Source organism: Acinetobacter sp. GG23 (genome assembly GCF_057766365.1).
Genome location: NZ_JBYMDJ010000005.1, coordinates 205,344 through 226,322 on the forward strand (window position 1 = coordinate 205,344; position 20,979 = coordinate 226,322).

Consider the following 20,979-nt stretch of genomic DNA (forward strand, 5'->3'; position numbering starts at 1 on the left):
TATTATTACCCCTCACTTTATCTCTATTTATGAATCCTGCATTTGCTAATACAGATAATTTTCGAAAGCTTCAAAAATAGCCCAGCAAGGGGATGTCCCTGCTCAAGATAAGCTAGGAGATGCATATTATTACGGTGAAAAAGTAGCCCAAAGTTATGTGAAGGCTTTTGAATGGTATAGCAAAGCGGCGGTTCAAGGGCATGCAGGCGCGCAATATGATCTTGGATCAATGTATACCAATGGTCACGGAATAGCACAAAGTACAGCATTATCAAATACATGGTATTTAAAGGCGGCTAATAATGGCAATGCAATGGCACAATTCAATATTGGGAAAAAATATTTAAATAGTGATAATGGATTACAAAAGAAGCGAGGACAGGCACTGAATTGGCTAAAAAAGGCATCAGATAATGGACATATCGAAGCTAAGTTAATGCTTGCTGGATTTTAGTGATTATTAAGTATTTTTGAAATTAACATAATACACGTTATGCGAAGTCAAAAATGGGGGCTTAAAACTCCCATTTTTGCTAATTTTTTAAATTCTAAGCATGTTGCACTGTAAGTTTTAAACCTAAAGCATTCACTACACGATTAATAGTATCGAAACGAGGTGTAGAGTCTTGGCGAAGTGCTTTATAAAGAGCTTCACGTCCAATACCTGCCTCTTTGGCAATTTGGGTCATCCCTCTTGCTTTAGCAATTACACCAAGTGCATGGGCTAACTCGGCAGGATCATTTTCCTCAATAACCATATTGAGATACATCACAATATCTTCTTCAGTTTTGAGTGACTCCGCCATATCAAAACTTGGTAAATCAGCGACTTTAACCATTTTAATCCTCCAATGTTTTTGAAAGTTTGAGTGCTCGATCAATATCTTGCTGCTGTGTAGATTTATCTCCACCGCCAAGCATTACAATCACAACGTCACCATGTTGGATATAGTACATCCGCCAACCAGAACCAAAGAACTCTCTCATCTCCCAAACACCTTCTTGGAGAGATTTAATGTCTCCCCAATTTCCACGTTGAACCTTATCTAATCTGCGATTCAAGCGAATACGGGTCATATTGTCTTTAATGCCATCTAACCATTCATCAAATTCAGGTAGACGTTTAATTTCAATCATGAGGATTCCTTTTATTCTTACTTTATTGTATTCGATCGAATACAATAAAGTAAATATTTTTATGCCTCGATTTTTCTTCAAAATTTATTCAAAAAAAGTATGAAGTAGACTTTAGGTGAACATAAGTTAAATGGATGTGAAAATAAAATCCTTTCTTAGTTTTAATTTGTCTTGGATTGAACTAAAGCAATAGCACTGCTTTTATAAATACAAAATAGTGCAATAGTTAATAGTAAAAGAGCCGCAACTCTTGATCTATCCATAGTGATAACAGCATTATTAAACCAGCCAAAATTATCAATTAATAAACTCATTACTAACTGTCCACTTATTACAGCAACAGTTGTTGCAGCTGCACCAAGTCTAGGCATGGCAAACACAACTATTAGCATATAGGCAACACCAAAAAATGCGCCTGTTAGCTGCCATCTTGGAGCGGTAAATAAATTCAAAGAATAATGTGGTTCAAAGAAGAATGCTATTAAGAAGCTAACAAGTGTGCCCATCACAAATGTTAACCAAGAACTCTCTAACACCCCCACTTCTGAGCCAAGACGACCATTAATTGATGATTGGGCACATAATACTGCTCCACCAAAAATAACAACTAATAACATTATATAAATCATGGTGAAGCTTCCTTATTGAATAAGCCACAACGCAGCTAAAATGGCAAAGAGTGCCCCGATACGATACTTGTCTACAGCTCGCTTATTACTGCCTAATAAGCCCCAATGATCAATAACAAGACTAGTCGCCACTTGACCAAATAAAATACCTACCATAGTCAAACCAACGCCAATGTGAGGTGTCGCTACAGTTAAAGAGACTACATATATTGGACCTAACACTCCCCCTGCAAGTAACCAGCGTGGTTTTTTGAACATAAGACTAAGCTGTGGGCGACTAAAAATAAGACCAAATGTTAATAGAATGGAACCTAACGCAAAAATTCCTAATGTGGCCCAGATATGACCAATTTTTTCGCCAAGTGGACCTAGCAAACCAGCTTCAATAGATAGCCCCATGCCAGCAAGAAAGACTAATGGGAAAATCCATAACTGTTTCATACATTACTTCCAAAGGAAGAGAAAAAGTGAATTATATTTAGTTATAAAAAAGCTACAATGGATCATATTTTCAAAACATAATTGCTATAATCACAATAATTAAATTCTTAAATCTATTTCTAGGAACAGTAAAAATGCAGTTAAAAGCACTCCGTTACTTTGTGATGGTAGCGACTACAGGTAGCTTTTCTGCGACAGCACAACATTTTCAAGTTCCCTCTTCTTCTGTATCCAGATTTATATCTAAACTTGAACAAGAAATTGGACAGCAGCTTTTTTATCGTAATACACGATCTGTTCGGCTTACTGAAATAGGGGAAAAATACTTCATTCAAATAAAGGATGTACTTGATACTCTAGACTTTGCTAATGAAGAAGCCACAGGGAAAAATTCAAATGTAAGGGGTTTAGTCCGTATTAATACAGCAGTGGCACTAGGAAGATTACATATATCTCGTATCGTTAATAAATTACATGATGTATATCCCGACCTTTCAGTGGAACTAATCCTGACAGATATATTTATTGATCCTGTGCAAGAAGGTGTCGATATTGCGATTCGGATTGGATCACTGCAAGATTCAGCACTGATCGCAAGAAAAGTATGTGATCAGACTTACGTATTGTGTGCGAGTCCTGAGTACCTTGAGCGCTACGGGACACCTGAAACACCTCAAGATATTCAGAAACATCAATGCCTTGTTTATAAAGGCGTTTCGGGGAGTCAAAGATGGTACTTTCGCCAAGATGAACTCGACAAGCCTATTGAAATAGAACCCCAAGGTTCTTTAAAGAGTAACAATGCTGAAGTTTTGGTTTCAGCTGCATTGGAAAGTAGGGGGATTATATTATTCCCTACATGGATCTTTGAAGAAGACTATTTTAAAAACAAGAAATTGGTTAAATTACTCCCTCAATGGCTTTGCACAGTAGAACCTTATGCTGTTGGGATCCATTTAGTTTCTCCTGAAAACAGAATTCGTTCAAAAAAGGTGAGAACCGTTTTAGATTTTATATTAAAGGAAATTGGAAGCCCTCCTTATTGGGATAATATTCTTACTTTTTGAAATCTTAGATTAGCATTTGAAATCCCACTAAATTATAAAATATTACGCAGTTCTCGAGCTGTTTCCTGAAGTAAGGGTAGAATATTCTGGATTAAGTATTCTTTTGTTGTTCGTATAGTTGGTGAAACAATATTTAATGCTGCAATTATTTTAGACTTGTGATCATAAATAGGCACAGCGAGTGCATGTACGCCAAGTTCATGTTCTTCACAGGAATAGCACCAACCTTGTTCTCTAATGTCATGCAATAATTCTAGAAAAAATTCATTATTAGTATGTGTATATTTGGTTAGACGCTGTAAAGGATATTGATTTAGCCATTCATATTGCTCCTGGTCATCTATATAAGCCAGTAAAATTTTTCCTGCCGATGTTGCATGCGCGGGTAAGCGATTACCTAGATGCAGGCCATAAGGATTAACACGATCCGTTTGTTGGTGTGCGGCACTGCGAGCGATCGTAATCGCCTCATAACCATCCAAAACCATGACGGAAAAAATCAGGGACGTCTGATTGGTCAGAAGATTCAGCAAAGACTGTGAAACTTTGGGAAGCTGTGCACCACCCAAATAAGCACCTGAAAACTTTAAAATTTTAGGGGTTAAATAAAAATAGTGACCATCGGATTCTAAATAACCTAAATATTCAAGGGTGAGTAAATGGCGTCGTGCAGCAGCCCGTGTCATGCCGGTGCGTTCTGCAGCCATAGAAATATTTAAACGATGTCGGTCAGTACCAAAGCTGTCCAGAATGGCCATGCCCTTACTGATGCCAGCGACAAAGTCTTCGTGCCGAATGAGTTTTTTATTATCCTTATTGTACAGCTGCTTTTCGGTGTGCTGTATTGCTTTACTCATATCGCCTCTTTCTCCATTTTATACCTGCATATTTTTACTATAGCGTGAAATCAGACTATTTTAATCAAGTTTTGTTCGATATTCAGATAGATTGTTCGATGAACGAACAAAATGTGTAATTACTATCTAGCTCAAAGCAGAGAAATTATAAAAAATGTACAGATAAGGAAATCGAACTAAAAAGCTAGGGAATGTTGTTTTAGCTGAATCATTCTCAAGTATAAGTTAGGTTTTGTCGCCTTTTTAAATTTGCATGATGCACAATGGAGTTATCTAATGATAGATAAAAGTGCAGCGACCTTAACGGAAGCGCTCTCCCAAATCACCGACGGCTCAACCATCATGATCGGTGGTTTTGGAACAGCAGGCCAGCCCGTTGAACTGATCGATGGCTTAATTCAACTCGGTATTAAAGATCTGACGATTGTCAGCAACAATGCAGGCAATGGTGACTATGGTCTGGCAAAATTACTCAAAGCTGGTGCTGTTAAAAAAGTTATCTGTTCGTTCCCGCGTCAGTCAGACTCTTGGGTTTTCGATGAACTCTATCGTGCAGGCAAAATTGAGTTAGAACTGGTCCCACAAGGCAACTTGGCTTGTCGTATTCAAGCGGCTGGTATGGGCCTAGGTGCAGTGTTCACTCCAACCGGCTATGGCACTTTATTGGCTGAAGGCAAAGAAACCCGTCACATCGACGGTAAAGATTATGTTTTGGAATATCCAATTAAAGCAGACTTTGCTTTGATTAAAGCACAGCAAGGCGATCGTTGGGGTAATTTGATTTACCGTAAATCTGCACGGAACTTCGGCCCGATTATGGCGATGGCAGCAGACGTGACCATTGCTCAAGTTACTGAAGTGGTGGAGCTAGGGGCTTTAAACTCAGAGCATATTATTACCCCTGGGATTTTTGTGCAACACGTGGTGCAGGTTCAGCCTGAACCTGTTGCTGTGTAATCGGGAGAACATCATGAGCTATCAAAAACTCAGCCGTAACCAAATCGCTGAACGTGTGGCACAAGATATTCCTGATGGGGCTTATGTCAATCTAGGCATTGGCTTGCCGACCAAGATTGCCAGCTATCTCCCTTCAGACAAAGATGTGTTCTTACATTCTGAAAATGGATTGTTGGCTTTTGGTCCACCACCTGAAAAAGGTCAAGAAGATCCTGAACTGATCAACGCAGGTAAAGAATATGTGACCATGCTGCGAGGTGGCAGCTTTTTCCATCACGGTGACTCTTTTGCCATGATGCGTGGTGGTCACTTAGATATTGCAGTCCTTGGTGCCTTTCAAGTGGCAGCGAATGGTAACTTAGCCAATTGGCATACCGGTGCACCAGCTGCGATTCCTGCAGTGGGCGGTGCGATGGACTTAGCCGTTGGTGCTAAGAAAGTCTTTATCACCACCGACCATGTCACCAAACAAGGTGAACCGAAGATCGTAGCTGAATTGAGCTACCCAGCGACAGGTTTGAAATGTGTAGACCGCATCTACACCGACCTGTGTGTGATTGATGTGACCGCAGACGGTCTTAAAGTCATCGAGAAAGTAGATGGTTTGAGCTTTGCAGAATTGCAGGCGATGACGGGTGCCACTCTGGTGGATGCGACGCAGGGATAAATGAACCTCTCCCTAACCCTCTCCTAAAAGGAAAGGGTTAGGGAGATTCAAAGGGAAATGAAATATGAAAAACGCTTATATCGTCGATGCCATTCGTACTCCATTTGGTCGTTATGCAGGTGGACTCGCACCAGTACGTGCAGATGACTTGGGTGCAGTGCCGATTCAAGCCCTGATGCAACGCAATCCAAGCTTGGATTGGACGCAAGTCGATGATGTGATCTATGGCTGCGCCAACCAAGCGGGTGAGGATAACCGTAATGTTGGCCGTATGTCAGCATTGCTTGCAGGTTTACCGGTTGAAGTTCCTGCCACGACTGTGAACCGTTTATGTGGTTCATCCCTAGATGCAATTGCCACGGCAGCCCGTGCAATTAAAGCGGGTGAGGCCAATCTGATCATTGCCGGTGGTGTGGAGAGTATGTCCCGTGCACCTTTTGTGATGGGCAAATCAGAAACTGCTTATGCACGTAACCAAAAGATTGAAGACACCACCATGGGCTGGCGTTTTATTAATCCAAAGCTGAAAGCGATGTATGGTGTGGACACTATGCCGCAAACTGCTGAAAACGTGGCACAACAATTTAATATTGATCGTGCAGATCAAGACCATTTTGCCTTGACAAGTCAACAGCGTACAGCAGTCGCTCAGGCAAAAGGCTTCTTTAAACATGAAATCATCTCCGTGAATATTCCACAGCGTAAAGGTGATCCAATTGTGGTGGATACTGATGAACATCCGCGTGCCTCTACAACATTACAAGGTTTGGCAAAACTCAAGCCCGTGGTGACAGCAGGAGGCACCGTTACTGCGGGGAATGCATCAGGTATCAATGACGGTGCTGCTGCTGTGCTGATTGCCTCAGAACAAGCCGTTGAACAGTATCAACTCAAACCACGTGCCAAAATCATTGCTTCAACAGCAGTGGGTGTAGAACCGCGCATCATGGGTTTTGCGCCTGCACCTGCTATCAAAAAGCTACTCAAACAAGCCAATCTCAGCATCGAGCAGATGGATGTGATTGAACTGAATGAAGCTTTTGCGGCACAAGCACTGGCGGTAACGCGTGACCTTGGACTAGCGGATGACACAACCCAAGTGAATCCAAATGGCGGTGCGATTGCGATCGGTCATCCACTAGGCGCATCGGGGGCACGATTGGTGACAACGGCTTTAAACCAATTAGAACAAACCAGTGGTAAGTATGCTCTGTGTTCGATGTGTATTGGTGTCGGTCAAGGCATTGCAATGATTATTCAGCGCGTTTAAAGCAGATTTAAGGATAGCGATCATGAGCCAGTTATATGCCAGCTTATTTTACCAAAACGAGGTAACTGAAATTTTCAGTGATCGCGCGTTGGTGTCTTACATGATTGAGGCTGAAGTAGCCTTGGCACAAGCGCAGGCTCAGGTTGGTGTCATTCCAGCATCTGCAGCAATCGCAATTTCTCAAATTGCGCAGACTGCGATTGATCAGATTGATTTTGATACTTTAGCCGTTGCAACAAGCTTGGCGGGCAATATTGCGATTCCTTTTGTGAAGCAATTAACTGCGATTGTGAAACAAAGCGATGAAGATGCTGCACGTTATGTGCATTGGGGTTCAACCAGTCAAGACATTTTAGATACTGCTTGTATTTTGCAATGTCGTGCTGCGCTGCAACAGGTTGAATCTTTAATTCATCAATGTTACCGAACTGCATTGACCCAAGCTGAACAGTATCGCTCGCAAGTGATGATTGGACGCACGTGGTTGCAGCAAGGTTTACCGATTACTTTGGGACATAAATTCGCGCGTTGGGCTTCGGCATTTCATCGTGATTTGACCCGTATTGAAGCCATGAAAGCACGTGTTTTCACTGCGCAATTAGGCGGTGCGGTTGGTTCATTGGCATCTTTGCAGAATCAAGGCACAGCAGTTGTGCAAGCATTTTCAGGACAGTTACAGCTTTCAGTCCCAAATTGTACTTGGCATGGTGAGCGCGACCGTATTGTTGAAATCGCGAGTGTCTTAGCGATGGTGACGGGCAGTTTGGGCAAAATGGCGCGTGACTGGTCTCTGATGATGCAAACTGAAATTGCAGAAGTGTTTGAGCCAGCCGCACAAGGGCGTGGGGGGTCATCGACCATGCCACATAAGCGTAATCCAGTTGCTGCGGCATCCGTTTTGGCAGCAGCCAACCGTATGCCTGTATTGATGTCGAGTTTGTACCAAAGCATGGTTCAGGAACATGAACGTAGTCTAGGTGGATGGCATGCAGAATGGCTGGCATTGCCTGAAATTTTCCAGCTTTGCGCAGGCGCTTTGGAGCGAACTTTGGACGTTTTACAAGGCATGCAAGTTAATGCGGAAAATATGCAACGCAACTTGGAATGTACCCAAGGCTTGATCATGGCGGAAGCCGTCATGATGGCTTTGGCACCGCATGTGGGGCGTTTACAAGCCCATCATCTGGTAGAGGACGCATGCAAAACAGCCGTGGAAAAAGGCGTTCACTTAAAAGTGGTTATGTGTGAACTCGATCAAGTCAAAGCCTATTTTAGTGCAGCTCAGATTTCAGAAATTTTTAAACCAGCATCATATCTCGGCAATATTCAGGACCAGATTGATGCGGTTTTGCAGGAAGCAAAAGGAGAGGCAAAGTGAATATCACGATGACCAATCGTCAAGGCAAGTCTTTATCTGTTGCAATCAATGGGCAAGACAATGCACCTGTGATTGTATTTTCAAACTCATTGGGTACAGATAGAGGCATGTGGCAGCCACAAATTATCGCTTTTGAACAGCAGTTCAAAGTGGTGACTTATGACACGCGTGGTCATGGTCAAAGCGATGTCATTGAGCAGACCACTGTACAAAATCTCGCAGAAGATGTGATCGATATTCTGAACGGTTTAAACATTGAAAAAGCGCATTTCTGTGGGATTTCAATGGGTGGCATGACCGCTTTATGGCTCGGTATTCACCATGCAGATCGTTTTCATAGCATAACTGTGGCCAATTCAGCAGCCAAAATTTGGACTGTGGAAGGGTGGAATGCCCGTGCCGATGCCGTAACTGCCAATGGCTTAGCAGATTTGGTCGCGACTACACATGCACGCTGGTTTAGTGAACAGTTTGACTATCAACATGATACTTTGGCACAGCGTACCATTCAGTCTTTAGCAACCACACCAACACTGGGCTATGCAGAATCTTGTCGAGCCTTGGCTAAGGCAGATTTGAGCGCAGATATTCAGAAGATTAAGATTCCAACGTTAGTGATTGCAGGCACGTTTGACCCTGTCACCACAGTGGCAGATGGCATCTATATGCAACAGCAGATTCAAAACAGTGAATTGGCGGTGATAGATGCATCGCATCTTTCCAGTATTGAGCAACCCGAGCATTTTACTCAAACTCTCAGTCAGTTTTGGATCAATTCAATAGTTTAGAGATTTTTAAAAGGACTTTCAGCCCAAGGAGGCAGGTATGGCGTCTCAGGAATACGCTACTCAAAAAACGAGTATAGACGCACAAGCACTGATTAATGATGCACCGATTAGCAAATATCAGTGGTTGATTGCAATTGTATGTTTTCTCATTGTTTTTGTTGACGGTATTGATACTGCAGCAATGGGTTTTATTGCTCCAGCCTTGGCACAAGACTGGGGCATAGACCGCTCACAATTGGGTCCAGTCATGAGTGCAGCCCTAGGCGGTATGATTATTGGTGCCTTGGTATCTGGCCCAACGGCTGACCGCTTTGGACGAAAGATTGTTTTAAGTATTTCGATGCTGATATTCGGTGGTTTTACTCTTGCATCCGCCTATGCAACTGACCTGAATACCCTGGTGGTACTGCGCTTTTTAACCGGTATTGGTTTGGGTGCAGCGATGCCAAATGCGACTACGCTATTTTCTGAATATTGCCCACAGCGCTCTCGCTCGTTACTCGTGACTTGTATGTTCTGTGGATACAACTTGGGTATGGCAACAGGCGGTTTCATCAGCAGTTGGTTGATCCCAACTTTTGGTTGGCACAGCTTGTTTTTATTGGGCGGTTGGTTACCACTGATCTTGATGATTTTGGTTATTTTCTTCCTGCCAGAATCATATCGTTTCTTGATTGTGAAAGGTCGTGACAGCGAAAAAGTCCGCAAAATTCTGACTCGTATTGCACCTGAAAAAATACAAGGTGTCACTGAGTTTCATGTACCCGAAGAAAAAACGGAAGGTGCAGAGAAGAAAGGCGTGTTTGGCATGCTGTTCTCTCAGAAATATGTCAAAGGTACGGTTTTATTGTGGCTGACCTATTTCATGGGTTTGGTGATGATTTATCTGCTCACCAGTTGGTTACCAACCTTAATGCGTGAAACTGGCGCAAGCATGGAACGTGCTGCATTTATCGGTGGTTTGTTCCAGTTTGGTGGTGTACTCAGTGCTTTATTTATTGGCTGGGTAATGGACCGTTTCAACCCGAACCGCATTATTGCAGGCTTCTACTTTGTCGCTGGGATCTTTGCTTTTGCCGTAGGGCAGAGCCTAGCTAACCCGACATTACTTGCCATTTTAGTGCTTTGCGCAGGTGTTGCCATAAATGGTGCACAGTCGGCTATGCCAGCGTTGAGTGCTCGTTTTTATCCAACCCAATGTCGTGCTACAGGCGTGGCGTGGATGTCCGGGATTGGCCGTTTTGGTGCGGTATTTGGGGCTTGGATTGGCGCAGTTTTACTGGGGAATGACTGGTCATTTACTGCCATTTTAAGCCTACTGTTAATTCCTGCAACGGCAGCAGCAGTCGCTATTTTTGTTAAATCACTGGTTGCCCATACCGATGCGACTTAATTGAGATTTCTCCCATGAATGATGAACAACGTTATAAACAAGGAATCGCCGTACGCACCGAAGTACTGGGTGAAAAGCATGTCGGTCGTTCAATTGAGAACTTGAATGATTTTAATGCCGACTTTCAAAACTTTATTAGCCGTTTTGCGTGGGGCGAAGTCTGGTCTAGACCAGGCATGCCACGCCACACCCGTAGCTTAGTCACCATTGCCGTGTTATTGGCATTGGGCCGTGAAGACGAACTGCGGATGCATTTACGTGCTTGCTTTAATAATGGCGTGACCAAAGACGATTTAAAAGAATTGATTTTGCATTGTTCGCTGTATGCCGGTTTGCCTGCAGCTAATGCAGCTATGCACATGGCAGAAGAGGTTTTTGCAGATTTGGGCATTGTCCCGCAAAAACTGAGTGAACAGCAGCTCAGCCAAGAACAAACGAATCAAGAGTAATGGAACAAGATTAAGAGGGACATCACATGTCACAACTTATTTTAGGTGCTTATGCACAACGCAATACCGAAGATCATCCGCCAGCATATGCACCCGGCTATAAAACCAGTGTATTACGCTCGCCAAAAAATGCCTTGATCTCAATTGCAGAAACTTTAACAGAAGTGACTTCACCGCAGTTTAGTGCGGAGCAGTTGGGGCCTAAAGATAATGATTTGATTTTGAACTATGCCAAAGAAGGTTTACCGGTCGGCGAGCGCATTATTGTGCATGGTTATGTGCGTGACCAGTTTGGTCATCCAGTCAAAAATGCCTTGCTCGAAGTGTGGCAAGCCAATGCTTCAGGTCGTTACCGCCATCCAAATGACCAGTTTATTGGTGCAATGGACCCGAACTTTGGTGGCTGTGGCCGCATGATGACCGATGCCAACGGCTATTTTGTGTTCCGTACCATTAAGCCGGGTCCATACCCTTGGCGTAACCGCATTAATGAATGGCGTCCTGCGCATATCCATTTTTCTTTACTTGCCGATGGTTGGGCGCAGCGTCTTATTTCACAGTTCTATTTTGAAGGCGATACGCTGATTGATTCGTGTCCGATTATTAAAACCATTCCTTCGGAACAACAACGTCGCGCGCTGATTGCCCTTGAAGACAAGAGCAACTTCATTGAAGCAGACAGCCGTTGTTACCGCTTTGACATCACTTTACGTGGTCGTCGTGCGACTTATTTCGAAAATGATTTGACTTAATTTAGGGAGAACAACATGAACCATTGGAATTTTCAGGAATTGCATGAAACGCCATCTCAAACAGGTGGACCTTATGTACACATTGGTTTGTTGCCACAACAAGCCAACATCGAAGTGTTTGAAAACAATTTTAATAATCAGTTAGTTCAAGAAACAACTTTAGGCGAACGTATTCGCTTAGAAGGTCAAGTGTTTGACGGTCTGGGTTTACCGCTACGTGATGTGTTAATTGAAATCTGGCAGGCCGATGCCAATGGTGTTTATCCAAGTGCGGCCGATATTCAGGGCAAAGCAGTCGATCCCAATTTCCTCGGCTGGGGACGTACAGGGGCTGACTTTGAAACTGGTTTTTGGAGTTTCAATACCATTAAACCGGGTGCTGTTCCGGGACGTAAAGGGACAACTCAAGCCCCACATATTGCACTGATCATCTTTGCTCGCGGGATTAACATTGGCTTGAATACCCGGGTGTATTTTGAAGATGAAGCTGAAGCCAATACACAAGATCCTGTACTCAAAGGCATTGAATGGGCACCTCGTCGTCAGACGCTCATTGCAAAACGTGAAGTGCGTGATGGTGAAGTGGTGTATCGCTTTGATATTCGTGTGCAAGGCGAAGACGAAACAGTTTTCTTAGACATCTAATTGTCGGAATTGGCAAGAGCAGCTAGTTCATTATTGCTCTTGTTGAAATGATTCAAGTTTAGGCGTGGTGATGGCATGACCCATTTCATCCATCCTACGTATATTTGCTGCTGACGATAGAAGTCAGACAATAAGTTTATAAATACAAGGAAATGTAATGATGAAGATTAAAAAAATTGCGATGCAACTTTGCTTAAGCAGTGCTGTTTTAGCGGCAATGCCAGCATTTGCAGCAGAAGCGGTTCAATCAAGTGCGCGACATTATGTGGTGAAAAATCTCAATATTGGTGACTTACCTGTCAAAACCATTGTACCGATTACCGCAAAAACAGCAGAGCAGGCGATTGCCCAAGCGCAAGTGATTGCCAGTAATCCAAATGCAGATGTGGCTGAGTTTCGCATCGACTTACTGGAGTTTTCTGCCGACAGTAAAAAAGTGATTGCACTGGGTCAGCAGCTGAATCAAATTTTAAAAGACAAACCGTTGATTGCCACCATTCGTACCCATAACGAAGGTGGAAAAATGACGGTGTCCGACCAAGACTATGAAAAGATTTATCATGAATATTTGAAAAAGCCATTTATGCAATTGCTGGATATCGAAATGTTCCGCAATGCTGGAAGTGTAGCGAAATTAACCAAGTTGGCGCATGACAAGAAAGTGTTGGTGATCATGTCGAATCATGATTTTGCCAAAACACCTGAGCAACAGGACATAGAAAACCGCCTACTGAAACAAGATAAGATGGGCGCAGATATTCTTAAAATTGCGGTGATGCCCAAGTCAAAACAAGATGTCTTTACCCTCATGAATGCCACGCTGGCCGTCAGTCAAAAAAGTCAAAAACCACTGCTGACTATGTCGATGGGACAGTTGGGTACAATTTCGCGTGTCGCGACTGCCAATATGGGCGGCAGTTTGAGTTTCGGCATGATTGGTGAAGCATCTGCGCCGGGTCAAATTGATGTGACTCAACTCAAACAGTTGCTGAAAACAGTACAACCGACCCCTTAATGCACTGTGTTATTGATCTTCAAGTATAGAAAAGGATTTTAAATATGAAACCATCAACCTTACGTTTAACCACATTGGTTTTGAGTTTAGCGACATCAGGTTTTGCCAGTGCAGAAACATATATTGTGGATCGCTATCAAGACGATAGTGCAAAGGGTTCACTGCGTTGGGCGATTGAACAATCGAATAGCAATGCGATGCAAGAAAATGAAATTCAAATCCAAGCTGTGGGTAAAGCACCCTATGCGATTAAACTGAATCAACCTTTACCGCCGATTAAATCCTCAGTGAAGATCATTGGGGCGCAATGGGACAAAACGGGCGAGTTTATTGCGATTGATGGTTCAAACTATATTAAAGGCGAGGGGGCTAAAGCATGTCCGGGGGCAAACCCTGAACAGTATGGCACCAATGTCCGTACCATGACTTTGCCTGGTCTCGTTTTGCAAGATGTGAATGGTGTGACTTTAAAAGGACTCGATATTCGTCGTTTCTGTATTGGCGTTTTGGTGAACCGTTCAAGCAATAACTTGATTCAACATAACCGTATTAGTAATAACTATGGTGGTTCGGGCGTAATGCTGACCGGTGATGATGGCAAGGGCAATCCGACCTCAACCACCACCAATAATAATAAAGTTCTGAACAATCTGTTTGTGGATAACGGTGATGGTCTTGAGCTCACCCGTGGTGCAGCATTTAACCTTGTGGCCAACAACCTGTTTACTTCAACTAAAGCCAATCCAGAACCGTCGCAGGGTATCGAAATCTTGTGGGGCAATGACAATGCTGTAGTAGGAAACAAATTTGAAAACTACTCTGATGGTTTACAAATCAATTGGGGCAAGCGCAATTACATCGCCTATAACGAACTGACCAATAACTCGATTGGTTTTAACCTTACGGGTGATGGCAACATTTTTGACAGCAACAAAGTTCATGGTAACCGTTTAGGAATAGCCATTCGTTCAGAAAAAGATGCCAATGCACGTACGACTTTGACTAAAAATTTAATTTGGAATAACGCTAAAGATATTAAACGCTGTGAAGCGGGCGGTTCATGTATACCCAATCAGCGTTTAGGTGCCATTGTTTTTGCTGTGCCAGCTTTAGAACATGCAGATTTTGTCGGTTCTCGTGGTGGTGGTGTAGTGATTGAAAATGCCAAATTGCAAAAAACCTGCACTCAACCAAACCAGCAAGGCTGTAATGCCATGCCAAACCAAAACATCCAAGCGCCACGTTTAAGCTATAGCAAAGGCCAAGTCATGGCTCAAGTCCAGGCACAACCAAACCAGCGTTATCAGGTTGAGTTCTTTGCCAACCATCAGGCGAATGGTCAAGAAGCTGAGCAGTATTTAGGTACGCAAGTTGTAACGACCAATGCACAAGGTAAAGCTCAGGCGATTCTGAAGGCAGCCAGTGGTATTGCCAATGTGACTGCCACTGTCACAGACCATTTGGGCGCGACCTCTGAATTGAGTTCAGCCGTTCGAGTGAAGTGATAAAAACTGCATGGGAAGCTCACATTTAGAGCTTTCCTCACAAAAAAGGATGTTTGGTTATGCAAGAACAGTTATTAAAACCACCTATTTTAAAACTTGTCACATTGTCATTGGCATTATTAGGTTGCCAATTGGCTTCAGCCAATGAATTTTATTCGGCAGATCGTCAATGGTTATTCGGTGATTGGAACGGTGAACGGAAGCAACTGGAAGATCAAGGTTATAAATTTACTGCTTCGATTATGAGCCAGTCAGCCACTAATCTGGCTGGCGGTTATAACGAAGACAAAAGTTTTGACAATGCTGCACAGTTGACCTTAGGTGCCAATTTTGATTTAAACAAAATTGCAGGTTGGGAAAATACCACAGCAGGCTTAATGATTACCAAGCGAGATGGTAACGCCTTAACGCTTGAACGCATTAAAGATCCACGTGCCAGCACTTTGGGTAACAGCCAGGAAATTTATGGTCGTGGCAAAATCTGGCGCTTAACCCAAGCATGGATCAAAACAGGATTTGATGACAACCGTGTCCAGTTCAAGATTGGTCGGATGGGCATGTCCGATGACTTTAACAGCTCACAATGTGAATTTCAGAATTTACTTTTGTGTGGTGGACAGCTTGGAAAATCCATCGGTTCGATTTGGTATAACTGGCCTGTCGGCTTATGGGGAACAAACCTCAAATATCAATTTGCACCGGATTGGTCGCTAGGTGTAGGGGTCTATGAAGTCAATCCAGACAATGTCAAAACAGACTCGGATCGTGATGGTTTTAACCTCGATATGGACAATGTTGAAGGAGCCACGATTCCGGTTGAACTGGCATGGAAGCCTAAACTTGCCACATTTAACGCTTTACCGGGCGAATATAAAGTAGGTGCATTGTATTCCACAGCAGAAGCTAATGATGTGGGTACATCAGGAGAAATCCATGATGGCAAATATAGTTTCTGGTTGAATGCTCAACAACAACTGACCCAACGCGGGTCTGATCCTAAACGCGGCCTATATATTAGTTTTAATGGGGTCATCAATGACCGAGACACGACCGCTGTAGAAAGTACACAACAGCTGGCACTTTGGTATAAAGGCCCTTTTGACAGTCGCCCCAATGATTCGATTGGCTTGGGTTTAGCTAACTATGTGGTGAATGATCGTGCGACAGACAAGCAAATCGCCACCAACGAAGGGCGTGGTTATTACAGTTACGATGCTGTTGCGAGTGACTATGTCCCGATTCAACGTGATGAACTCAATGTAGAACTCAATTACACCTACCAATGGTCGCCTGCGGTGATGCTCAGACCTAACCTGCAATATATCTACCAACCTTCTGGCGTGAAGGAGGTTGATGATGCTTGGGTGGCTGGACTTAGCGTAAAGGTGAATTTTTAATCGTATATAAAGTGAAAAGAGTGTTTAAATTTTAGGCAATACGGTCGCCAGATTTAAACACTCTTTTTCGTTGCTGAAACAATTCAATTGTGAAGGCTCAAAAGTTTAGATGTGATGTGAATGATCCTCAGAATGAAGCAGAAGTGATCATTTAAAACACAGCATTTGGAGTAAAAAATATGTCCGAAGCGCAATCTCAACCCATATTTAAAATATGGTGTTTTATATTAGGTTTGGCTTTATTACTAACCGGCCTATTTTATTTAATTGGTGGCGTGAAGCTCATCAGTTTAGGCGGCTCTTGGTACTTCTTTATTGCAGGCTTAGTGATCATCGTTTCATCGATTTTCATTTTTAGAAAAAAAGCCCTTGGGGTTGGATTATTCAGTTTAGTCTTTGTAGGCACCGTCATTTGGGCATTGATTGATACTGGCCTGGAATTTTGGCCACTGCATTCACGTTTAATGTTTCCAGCAGGTTTATTTGCTGCCATGTTATTCAGCTTGCCATCTATTCGTAAATATCAGCAACAAATTGCAATGTCTGCACCTGCTTATGTTGTAGGTGGACTGACTGTTCTAGGCATGTTGGGTGGTATGTACGGTATGTTTATTCCACATCCAACAGTGGAAGCTTCTGGTCAGGAATTACCGCTTGTACCAGTGGCGCCAAATAAACAACAGGTCAATTGGGATCACTATGGTGGTGATACAGGTGGTAGCCGTTTTGCCGCACTTGATCAAATTAACCGTAATAACGTATCTAAACTCAAGGAAGCTTGGCGTTTCCGGACGGGAGATATGACCACAGGTTCGGGTAATGGTGCAGAAGATCAAATGACGCCATTGCAGGTCGGCAATAAAGTATTTTTATGTACCCCGCATAACAACATGATTGCTCTGGATGCAGACTCAGGTAAACAAATATGGAAAGCCGAAGTCAACTCTAAAGCCGATGCTTGGGAGCGATGCCGTGGCGTTGCTTATTTCGATTCGACGCAAGCCTTGGTACAGCCAACATTGGCCGGTGCAAACGCAGTCACTGCTGTGGCAACCAATACCGCATGTCCACGTCGTGTTTATACCAACACACCTGATGGTCGTTTAATTGCAGTGAATGCCGATACAGGGGAGCGTTGTAAAGACTTCGGTGTCGATGGGACGGTGAATTTGCTTGAAGGCTTAGGTGACGGCACCAAAGCACCGCGTTTTGAAGTCACTTCAGCACCGACTATTGCAGGTACGTCAATCGTCATTGGCAGCCGTATTGCCGATAATGTTGGTGCAGACATGCCGGGTGGTGTAATTCGTGCATATGATGTTATTACAGGTCAGTTGCGTTGGGCCTTCGATCCACGTAATCCAGATCCGAACTATGTACTTAAACCGGGTGAAACCTATAAGCGTAGTTCAGCCAATTCATGGGCTGCAATGTCTTATGAACCACAAATGAATACCGTGTTCTTACCGATGGGAAGTTCTTCGGTCGACCTTTGGGGAGCAAACCGTCAGCCATTGGATCATAAATACAATACTTCGGTATTGGCACTAGATGCGACTACAGGTAAAGAAAAGTGGGTCTATCAAACAGTACATAATGATTTATGGGACTTTGACTTGCCAATGCAACCAAGTTTGGTGGATTTCCCACTGAAAGATGGTTCGACTAAGCCCGCCGTTGTAATTGGCACCAAGTCAGGTCAGTTCTTTGTATTAGACCGTCTTACTGGTAAACCTTTAACTAAAGTGATTGAGCAACCTGTAAAAGCTGCTGATATTCCTGATGAGCAATACAGTGCAACTCAGCCACGTTCAGTTGAAATGCCGCAGATTGGTAATCAAACTTTGACCGAATCGGACATGTGGGGCGCAACACCATTTGATCAGTTGATGTGTCGTATTAATTTTAAATCGATGCGTTATGAAGGCATCTTTACTGCACCAGGGACTGATGTTTCATTGAGCTTCCCAGGTTCACTGGGCGGTATGAACTGGGGTTCAATTGCATTTGACCCAACTCATCGTTATATGTTTGTGAATGACATGCGTCTAGGACTTTGGATTCAGTTAATTAAGCAAACGCCTGAAGATTTGGCCATTCAAGCCAATGGCGGTGAGAAAGTGAATACAGGTATGGGTGCTGTGCCAATGAAAGATACACCATACAAAGTAAACAAAAACCGGTTCTGGTCAGCGTTAAGTATTCCTTGTCAAAAACCACCTTTTGGCACCATGACCGCAATTGATATGAAAACTCGTCAAATTGCATGGCAGGTTCCGTTGGGTACAGTCGAAGATACGGGTCCAATGGGCATTAAGATGGGCTTAAAAGCACCGATTGGTATGCCAACTATTGGTGGCCCAATGGCAACACAGGGTGGTTTAGTGTTCTTTGCAGCAACGCAGGATTATTACTTACGTGCATTTAACTCTTCAAATGGTGAAGAATTATGGAAAGCCCGTTTACCTGTTGGTAGCCAAGGTACGCCAATCAGCTATATTTCTCCAAAAACAGGCAAGCAATATGTGGTTGTTTCCGCAGGTGGGGCACGTCAGTCGCCTGATCATGGAGATTATGTGATTGCATATAGTTTAGCCGATTAAAACATTTTATCGTATGGGGAACCTGTCGAGAGGATAGGTTTCCCATTTTTTTGGCTAGGATCATACATATGTAAAAATACGGTAGTCAGAGGAAATTATACTAAAGGTTATCTAGTAAATTTTTTAATTAAAGATATCCTATCTTTAATTGATAAGGGTATGGTTTGAATAGCCATTAAAATTTATTGAAATTATATAAAGTTAAATTTTAGTAAAATACTGAAATTAAACAATAAAGTTAATATGATCACACATAATACCTACCTGCTGAAGCTAAATTAGGTAGGTATTATGTGTGATGCTAATATTTGATTTTTTTAAACATGATAAATATTTGATTTTAAATATTATTTTATTTATTTAGCATGACTGAAGTTTAAGATATAAAATTAGTAAGCTATTGAAATTAAATATAAAATTTAGAAAACATATCATAGCTCCCTTGAGGCACAAAAGAAACTATTGTGTGTGTTGAGCAGGGCTTTATATGCAAAAACCTCTAGTTTTCTATCCTGTATATCTGACTTGGAATATGATTCATATATCAGCTTTAGTTGGGAGTGAGGCACTATGTCAACAGTAGATCTAATTGATGAAGATGACAATGAATCAGATATTGCTGCCAGAGCTGCAAGTGTACTTCGAGATTGCTTTATTGCCGCAGCGCAAAGTGGAACAGTACTGTATGTAGAAAATGATAACCTAGTGAGTAAAACGCCAAATGGCGTATCAATCGTGATTAAACGTTTGGAAGGCCGGAATCCTGACCTTGCTCAACGCTTGGCGGCCCGCCGAACTTTTAAAATTAAAAAACGTAAAATTAATTCGAATTGAGGCAGGCTTTTACTCCCATTCGATCGAATTTCGCATAAGAGACATTATGTAAACTTGGAGTACAGCCTAAAATAAGGTTATGGCAGCCAAAATCTGAACTTACAATAAATCTTTTTAGAAGCTGTAAAACATTATTTTAGTGACGGTTTTAAATTTATAGGTGACAATAAAATGCCAGTCGATTGGACTGGCATTCTAAAATTCAAAGAATAGAATCTATTTACTTAAAAACATTACCTTATTATAAGGTCTTCCATTCTCTTCTTGCATCTTCTGCATTTCTGTTCAAAATCACATTTTCATCCTTGATTTCACTTACCCAGCTTAAGGGAATAATATGGTGCTCGTTATTTTCATCATCACTTCTTGTCAATTTAATCGAGTCTTGACCTTCTAAATGATCTACTTTGCCTATTTGAGTACCACATGAAGCGATGACTGAAGCATGTTCTTTGATCTCATTTGGATTAAAATTATTCATTATAATTACCTGTCTATAGGAGCCGAGATATACAGTCTACGCAATAAAAAATCGGCTATGTGTAAGGGTTATCAGAGTTTGAGTTTTTCTAAGTTAATAATGTAAGTGTGAAAAAGACATGTAGAATCAATAAAAATTGAAAATTTCTTTGGGAGGCCAGAGACCTAAATTTCTGAGTAATCGAGTATTTAAAATTTTAGATAATTTACAGAAATTAAAATAGAATACTTCTAGTTAGGAAGAATAAAAAAAGCGCAGATATTAAATCTACGCTTTTCTAATCATTCAAAAAATTATAAAAAATTTTCTAATTATCGAGACGTAAATCGTCCCTGTTCATCACGTGCTGGAGTTCTACCTGATCCCCGGCCACCGGAACGGCTGCCACGATCATCATCGTCATCATCACGGCTACGACCCCGGCCACCGGAACGGCTGCCACGATCATCATCATCGTCATCACGGCTGCGACCTCGACCACCGGAACGGCTGCCGCGATCATCATTGTCGTCATCACGGCTGCGACCTCGACCACCGGAACGGCTGCCGCGATCATCATTGTCGTCATCACGGCTGCGACCCCGGCCACCGGAACGGCTGCCACGATCATCATCATCGTCATCACGGCTACGACCTCGACCGCCGGAACGGCTGCCACGATCATCATCATCGTCATCACGGCTGCGACCCCGGCCACCGGAACGGCTGCCACGA

At 42.7% G+C, this 20,979-nt stretch carries 22 protein-coding genes and 1 pseudogene; 16 read left to right on the forward strand and 7 right to left on the reverse strand.

All coding sequences use genetic code 11. The annotated features are described in order from the left end of the window. Positions 1-76 precede the first annotated feature (76 nt). On the forward strand, positions 77-454 hold the full coding sequence (locus tag AC3CAU_RS10490) for a tetratricopeptide repeat protein (RefSeq protein WP_447054480.1): 378 nt from the start codon (positions 77-79) through the stop codon (positions 452-454). 94 nt (positions 455-548) lie between these two features. Here the strand turns inward: AC3CAU_RS10490 and AC3CAU_RS10495 are convergent, their stop codons facing one another. From AC3CAU_RS10495 to AC3CAU_RS10510, 4 genes are all read right to left on the reverse strand, one after another. Continuing rightward, on the reverse strand, positions 549-839 hold the full coding sequence (locus tag AC3CAU_RS10495) for an addiction module antidote protein (protein ID WP_131217887.1): 291 nt from the start codon (positions 837-839) through the stop codon (positions 549-551). Position 840: 1 nt separating this feature from the next. Further along, positions 841-1,137 carry a type II toxin-antitoxin system RelE/ParE family toxin gene (locus AC3CAU_RS10500; protein ID WP_447054387.1) on the reverse strand — a complete coding sequence of 99 codons (297 nt, stop codon included), beginning with the start codon at positions 1,135-1,137 and terminating at the stop codon, positions 841-843. Between the two features lie 161 nt (positions 1,138-1,298). Beyond that, positions 1,299-1,754, reverse strand: coding sequence for a DMT family transporter (locus AC3CAU_RS10505; RefSeq protein WP_447054388.1), 456 nt, complete (start codon positions 1,752-1,754; stop codon positions 1,299-1,301). 24 nt (positions 1,755-1,778) lie between these two features. Continuing rightward, positions 1,779-2,207: a DMT family transporter gene (locus AC3CAU_RS10510; protein ID WP_131217884.1), complete on the reverse strand. Its 429-nt coding sequence runs from the start codon at positions 2,205-2,207 to the stop codon at positions 1,779-1,781. A gap of 134 nt (positions 2,208-2,341) precedes the next feature. On the opposite strand from AC3CAU_RS10510, the gene AC3CAU_RS10515 reads away from it, so the two are divergent. Continuing rightward, on the forward strand, positions 2,342-3,274 hold the full coding sequence (locus AC3CAU_RS10515; RefSeq protein WP_447054389.1) for a LysR family transcriptional regulator: 933 nt from the start codon (positions 2,342-2,344) through the stop codon (positions 3,272-3,274). Between the two features lie 32 nt (positions 3,275-3,306). On the opposite strand, the gene pcaU is transcribed toward AC3CAU_RS10515, so the two are convergent. Further along, a complete protein-coding gene (pcaU, locus tag AC3CAU_RS10520) occupies positions 3,307-4,131 on the reverse strand; it encodes an IclR family transcriptional regulator PcaU (protein WP_131217882.1) in 825 nt (274 codons plus the stop codon). A gap of 276 nt (positions 4,132-4,407) precedes the next feature. On the opposite strand from pcaU, the gene AC3CAU_RS10525 reads away from it, so the two are divergent. The 14 genes from AC3CAU_RS10525 to AC3CAU_RS10590 all read left to right on the forward strand — a co-directional run bounded on the left by AC3CAU_RS10525 (position 4,408) and on the right by AC3CAU_RS10590 (position 19,784). Continuing rightward, positions 4,408-5,088: a 3-oxoacid CoA-transferase subunit A gene (locus AC3CAU_RS10525; protein WP_447054390.1), complete on the forward strand. Its 681-nt coding sequence runs from the start codon at positions 4,408-4,410 to the stop codon at positions 5,086-5,088. A gap of 13 nt (positions 5,089-5,101) precedes the next feature. Next, on the forward strand, positions 5,102-5,755 hold the full coding sequence (locus AC3CAU_RS10530) for a 3-oxoacid CoA-transferase subunit B (RefSeq protein WP_447054391.1): 654 nt from the start codon (positions 5,102-5,104) through the stop codon (positions 5,753-5,755). Between the two features lie 64 nt (positions 5,756-5,819). Continuing rightward, positions 5,820-7,025: a 3-oxoadipyl-CoA thiolase gene (gene pcaF / locus AC3CAU_RS10535; protein ID WP_447054392.1), complete on the forward strand. Its 1,206-nt coding sequence runs from the start codon at positions 5,820-5,822 to the stop codon at positions 7,023-7,025. Between the two features lie 22 nt (positions 7,026-7,047). Then, a complete protein-coding gene (pcaB, locus tag AC3CAU_RS10540; RefSeq protein WP_447054393.1) occupies positions 7,048-8,403 on the forward strand; it encodes a 3-carboxy-cis,cis-muconate cycloisomerase in 1,356 nt (451 codons plus the stop codon). Continuing rightward, the gene (gene pcaD / locus AC3CAU_RS10545) at positions 8,400-9,191 is read left to right on the forward strand and encodes a 3-oxoadipate enol-lactonase (protein WP_447054394.1); all 792 of its coding nucleotides are present in this window, start codon (positions 8,400-8,402) and stop codon (positions 9,189-9,191) included. Before pcaB ends, pcaD begins: the two co-directional genes overlap by 4 nt. 37 nt (positions 9,192-9,228) lie before the next feature. Next, complete coding sequence (gene pcaK, locus AC3CAU_RS10550) at positions 9,229-10,584, forward strand: 4-hydroxybenzoate transporter PcaK (protein WP_447054395.1); 1,356 nt, start codon at positions 9,229-9,231, stop codon at positions 10,582-10,584. Positions 10,585-10,598: 14 nt separating this feature from the next. Next, complete coding sequence (pcaC, locus tag AC3CAU_RS10555) at positions 10,599-11,033, forward strand: 4-carboxymuconolactone decarboxylase (RefSeq protein ID WP_131217875.1); 435 nt, start codon at positions 10,599-10,601, stop codon at positions 11,031-11,033. A gap of 26 nt (positions 11,034-11,059) precedes the next feature. Then, entirely contained in the window at positions 11,060-11,785 is a 726-nt protein-coding gene (gene pcaH, locus AC3CAU_RS10560) for a protocatechuate 3,4-dioxygenase subunit beta (protein WP_447054396.1), read from the forward strand. Between the two features lie 15 nt (positions 11,786-11,800). Beyond that, complete coding sequence (gene pcaG, locus AC3CAU_RS10565; protein ID WP_447054397.1) at positions 11,801-12,430, forward strand: protocatechuate 3,4-dioxygenase subunit alpha; 630 nt, start codon at positions 11,801-11,803, stop codon at positions 12,428-12,430. 157 nt (positions 12,431-12,587) lie between these two features. Continuing rightward, positions 12,588-13,445, forward strand: a complete 858-nt coding sequence (gene aroD, locus AC3CAU_RS10570; protein WP_447054398.1) for a type I 3-dehydroquinate dehydratase — start codon at positions 12,588-12,590, stop codon at positions 13,443-13,445. 44 nt (positions 13,446-13,489) lie between these two features. Continuing rightward, positions 13,490-14,950: a NosD domain-containing protein gene (locus AC3CAU_RS10575; RefSeq protein WP_447054399.1), complete on the forward strand. Its 1,461-nt coding sequence runs from the start codon at positions 13,490-13,492 to the stop codon at positions 14,948-14,950. Between the two features lie 59 nt (positions 14,951-15,009). Beyond that, positions 15,010-16,347: a carbohydrate porin gene (locus tag AC3CAU_RS10580; protein ID WP_447054400.1), complete on the forward strand. Its 1,338-nt coding sequence runs from the start codon at positions 15,010-15,012 to the stop codon at positions 16,345-16,347. Between the two features lie 179 nt (positions 16,348-16,526). After that, positions 16,527-18,950, forward strand: coding sequence for a glucose/quinate/shikimate family membrane-bound PQQ-dependent dehydrogenase (locus AC3CAU_RS10585; protein WP_447054401.1), 2,424 nt, complete (start codon positions 16,527-16,529; stop codon positions 18,948-18,950). Positions 18,951-19,520: 570 nt separating this feature from the next. Further along, positions 19,521-19,784, forward strand: coding sequence for a hypothetical protein (locus tag AC3CAU_RS10590; RefSeq protein ID WP_447054402.1), 264 nt, complete (start codon positions 19,521-19,523; stop codon positions 19,782-19,784). A gap of 241 nt (positions 19,785-20,025) precedes the next feature. Here the strand turns inward: AC3CAU_RS10590 and AC3CAU_RS10595 are convergent, their stop codons facing one another. Together AC3CAU_RS10595 and AC3CAU_RS10600 are read right to left on the reverse strand one after the other, a co-directional pair. Beyond that, the gene (locus AC3CAU_RS10595) at positions 20,026-20,265 is read right to left on the reverse strand and encodes a DUF2171 domain-containing protein (protein WP_425918736.1); all 240 of its coding nucleotides are present in this window, start codon (positions 20,263-20,265) and stop codon (positions 20,026-20,028) included. A 311-nt stretch (positions 20,266-20,576) separates the two neighbouring features. Then, a pseudogene (locus tag AC3CAU_RS10600) lies at positions 20,577-20,979 on the reverse strand (KGG domain-containing protein); the annotation flags it as partial.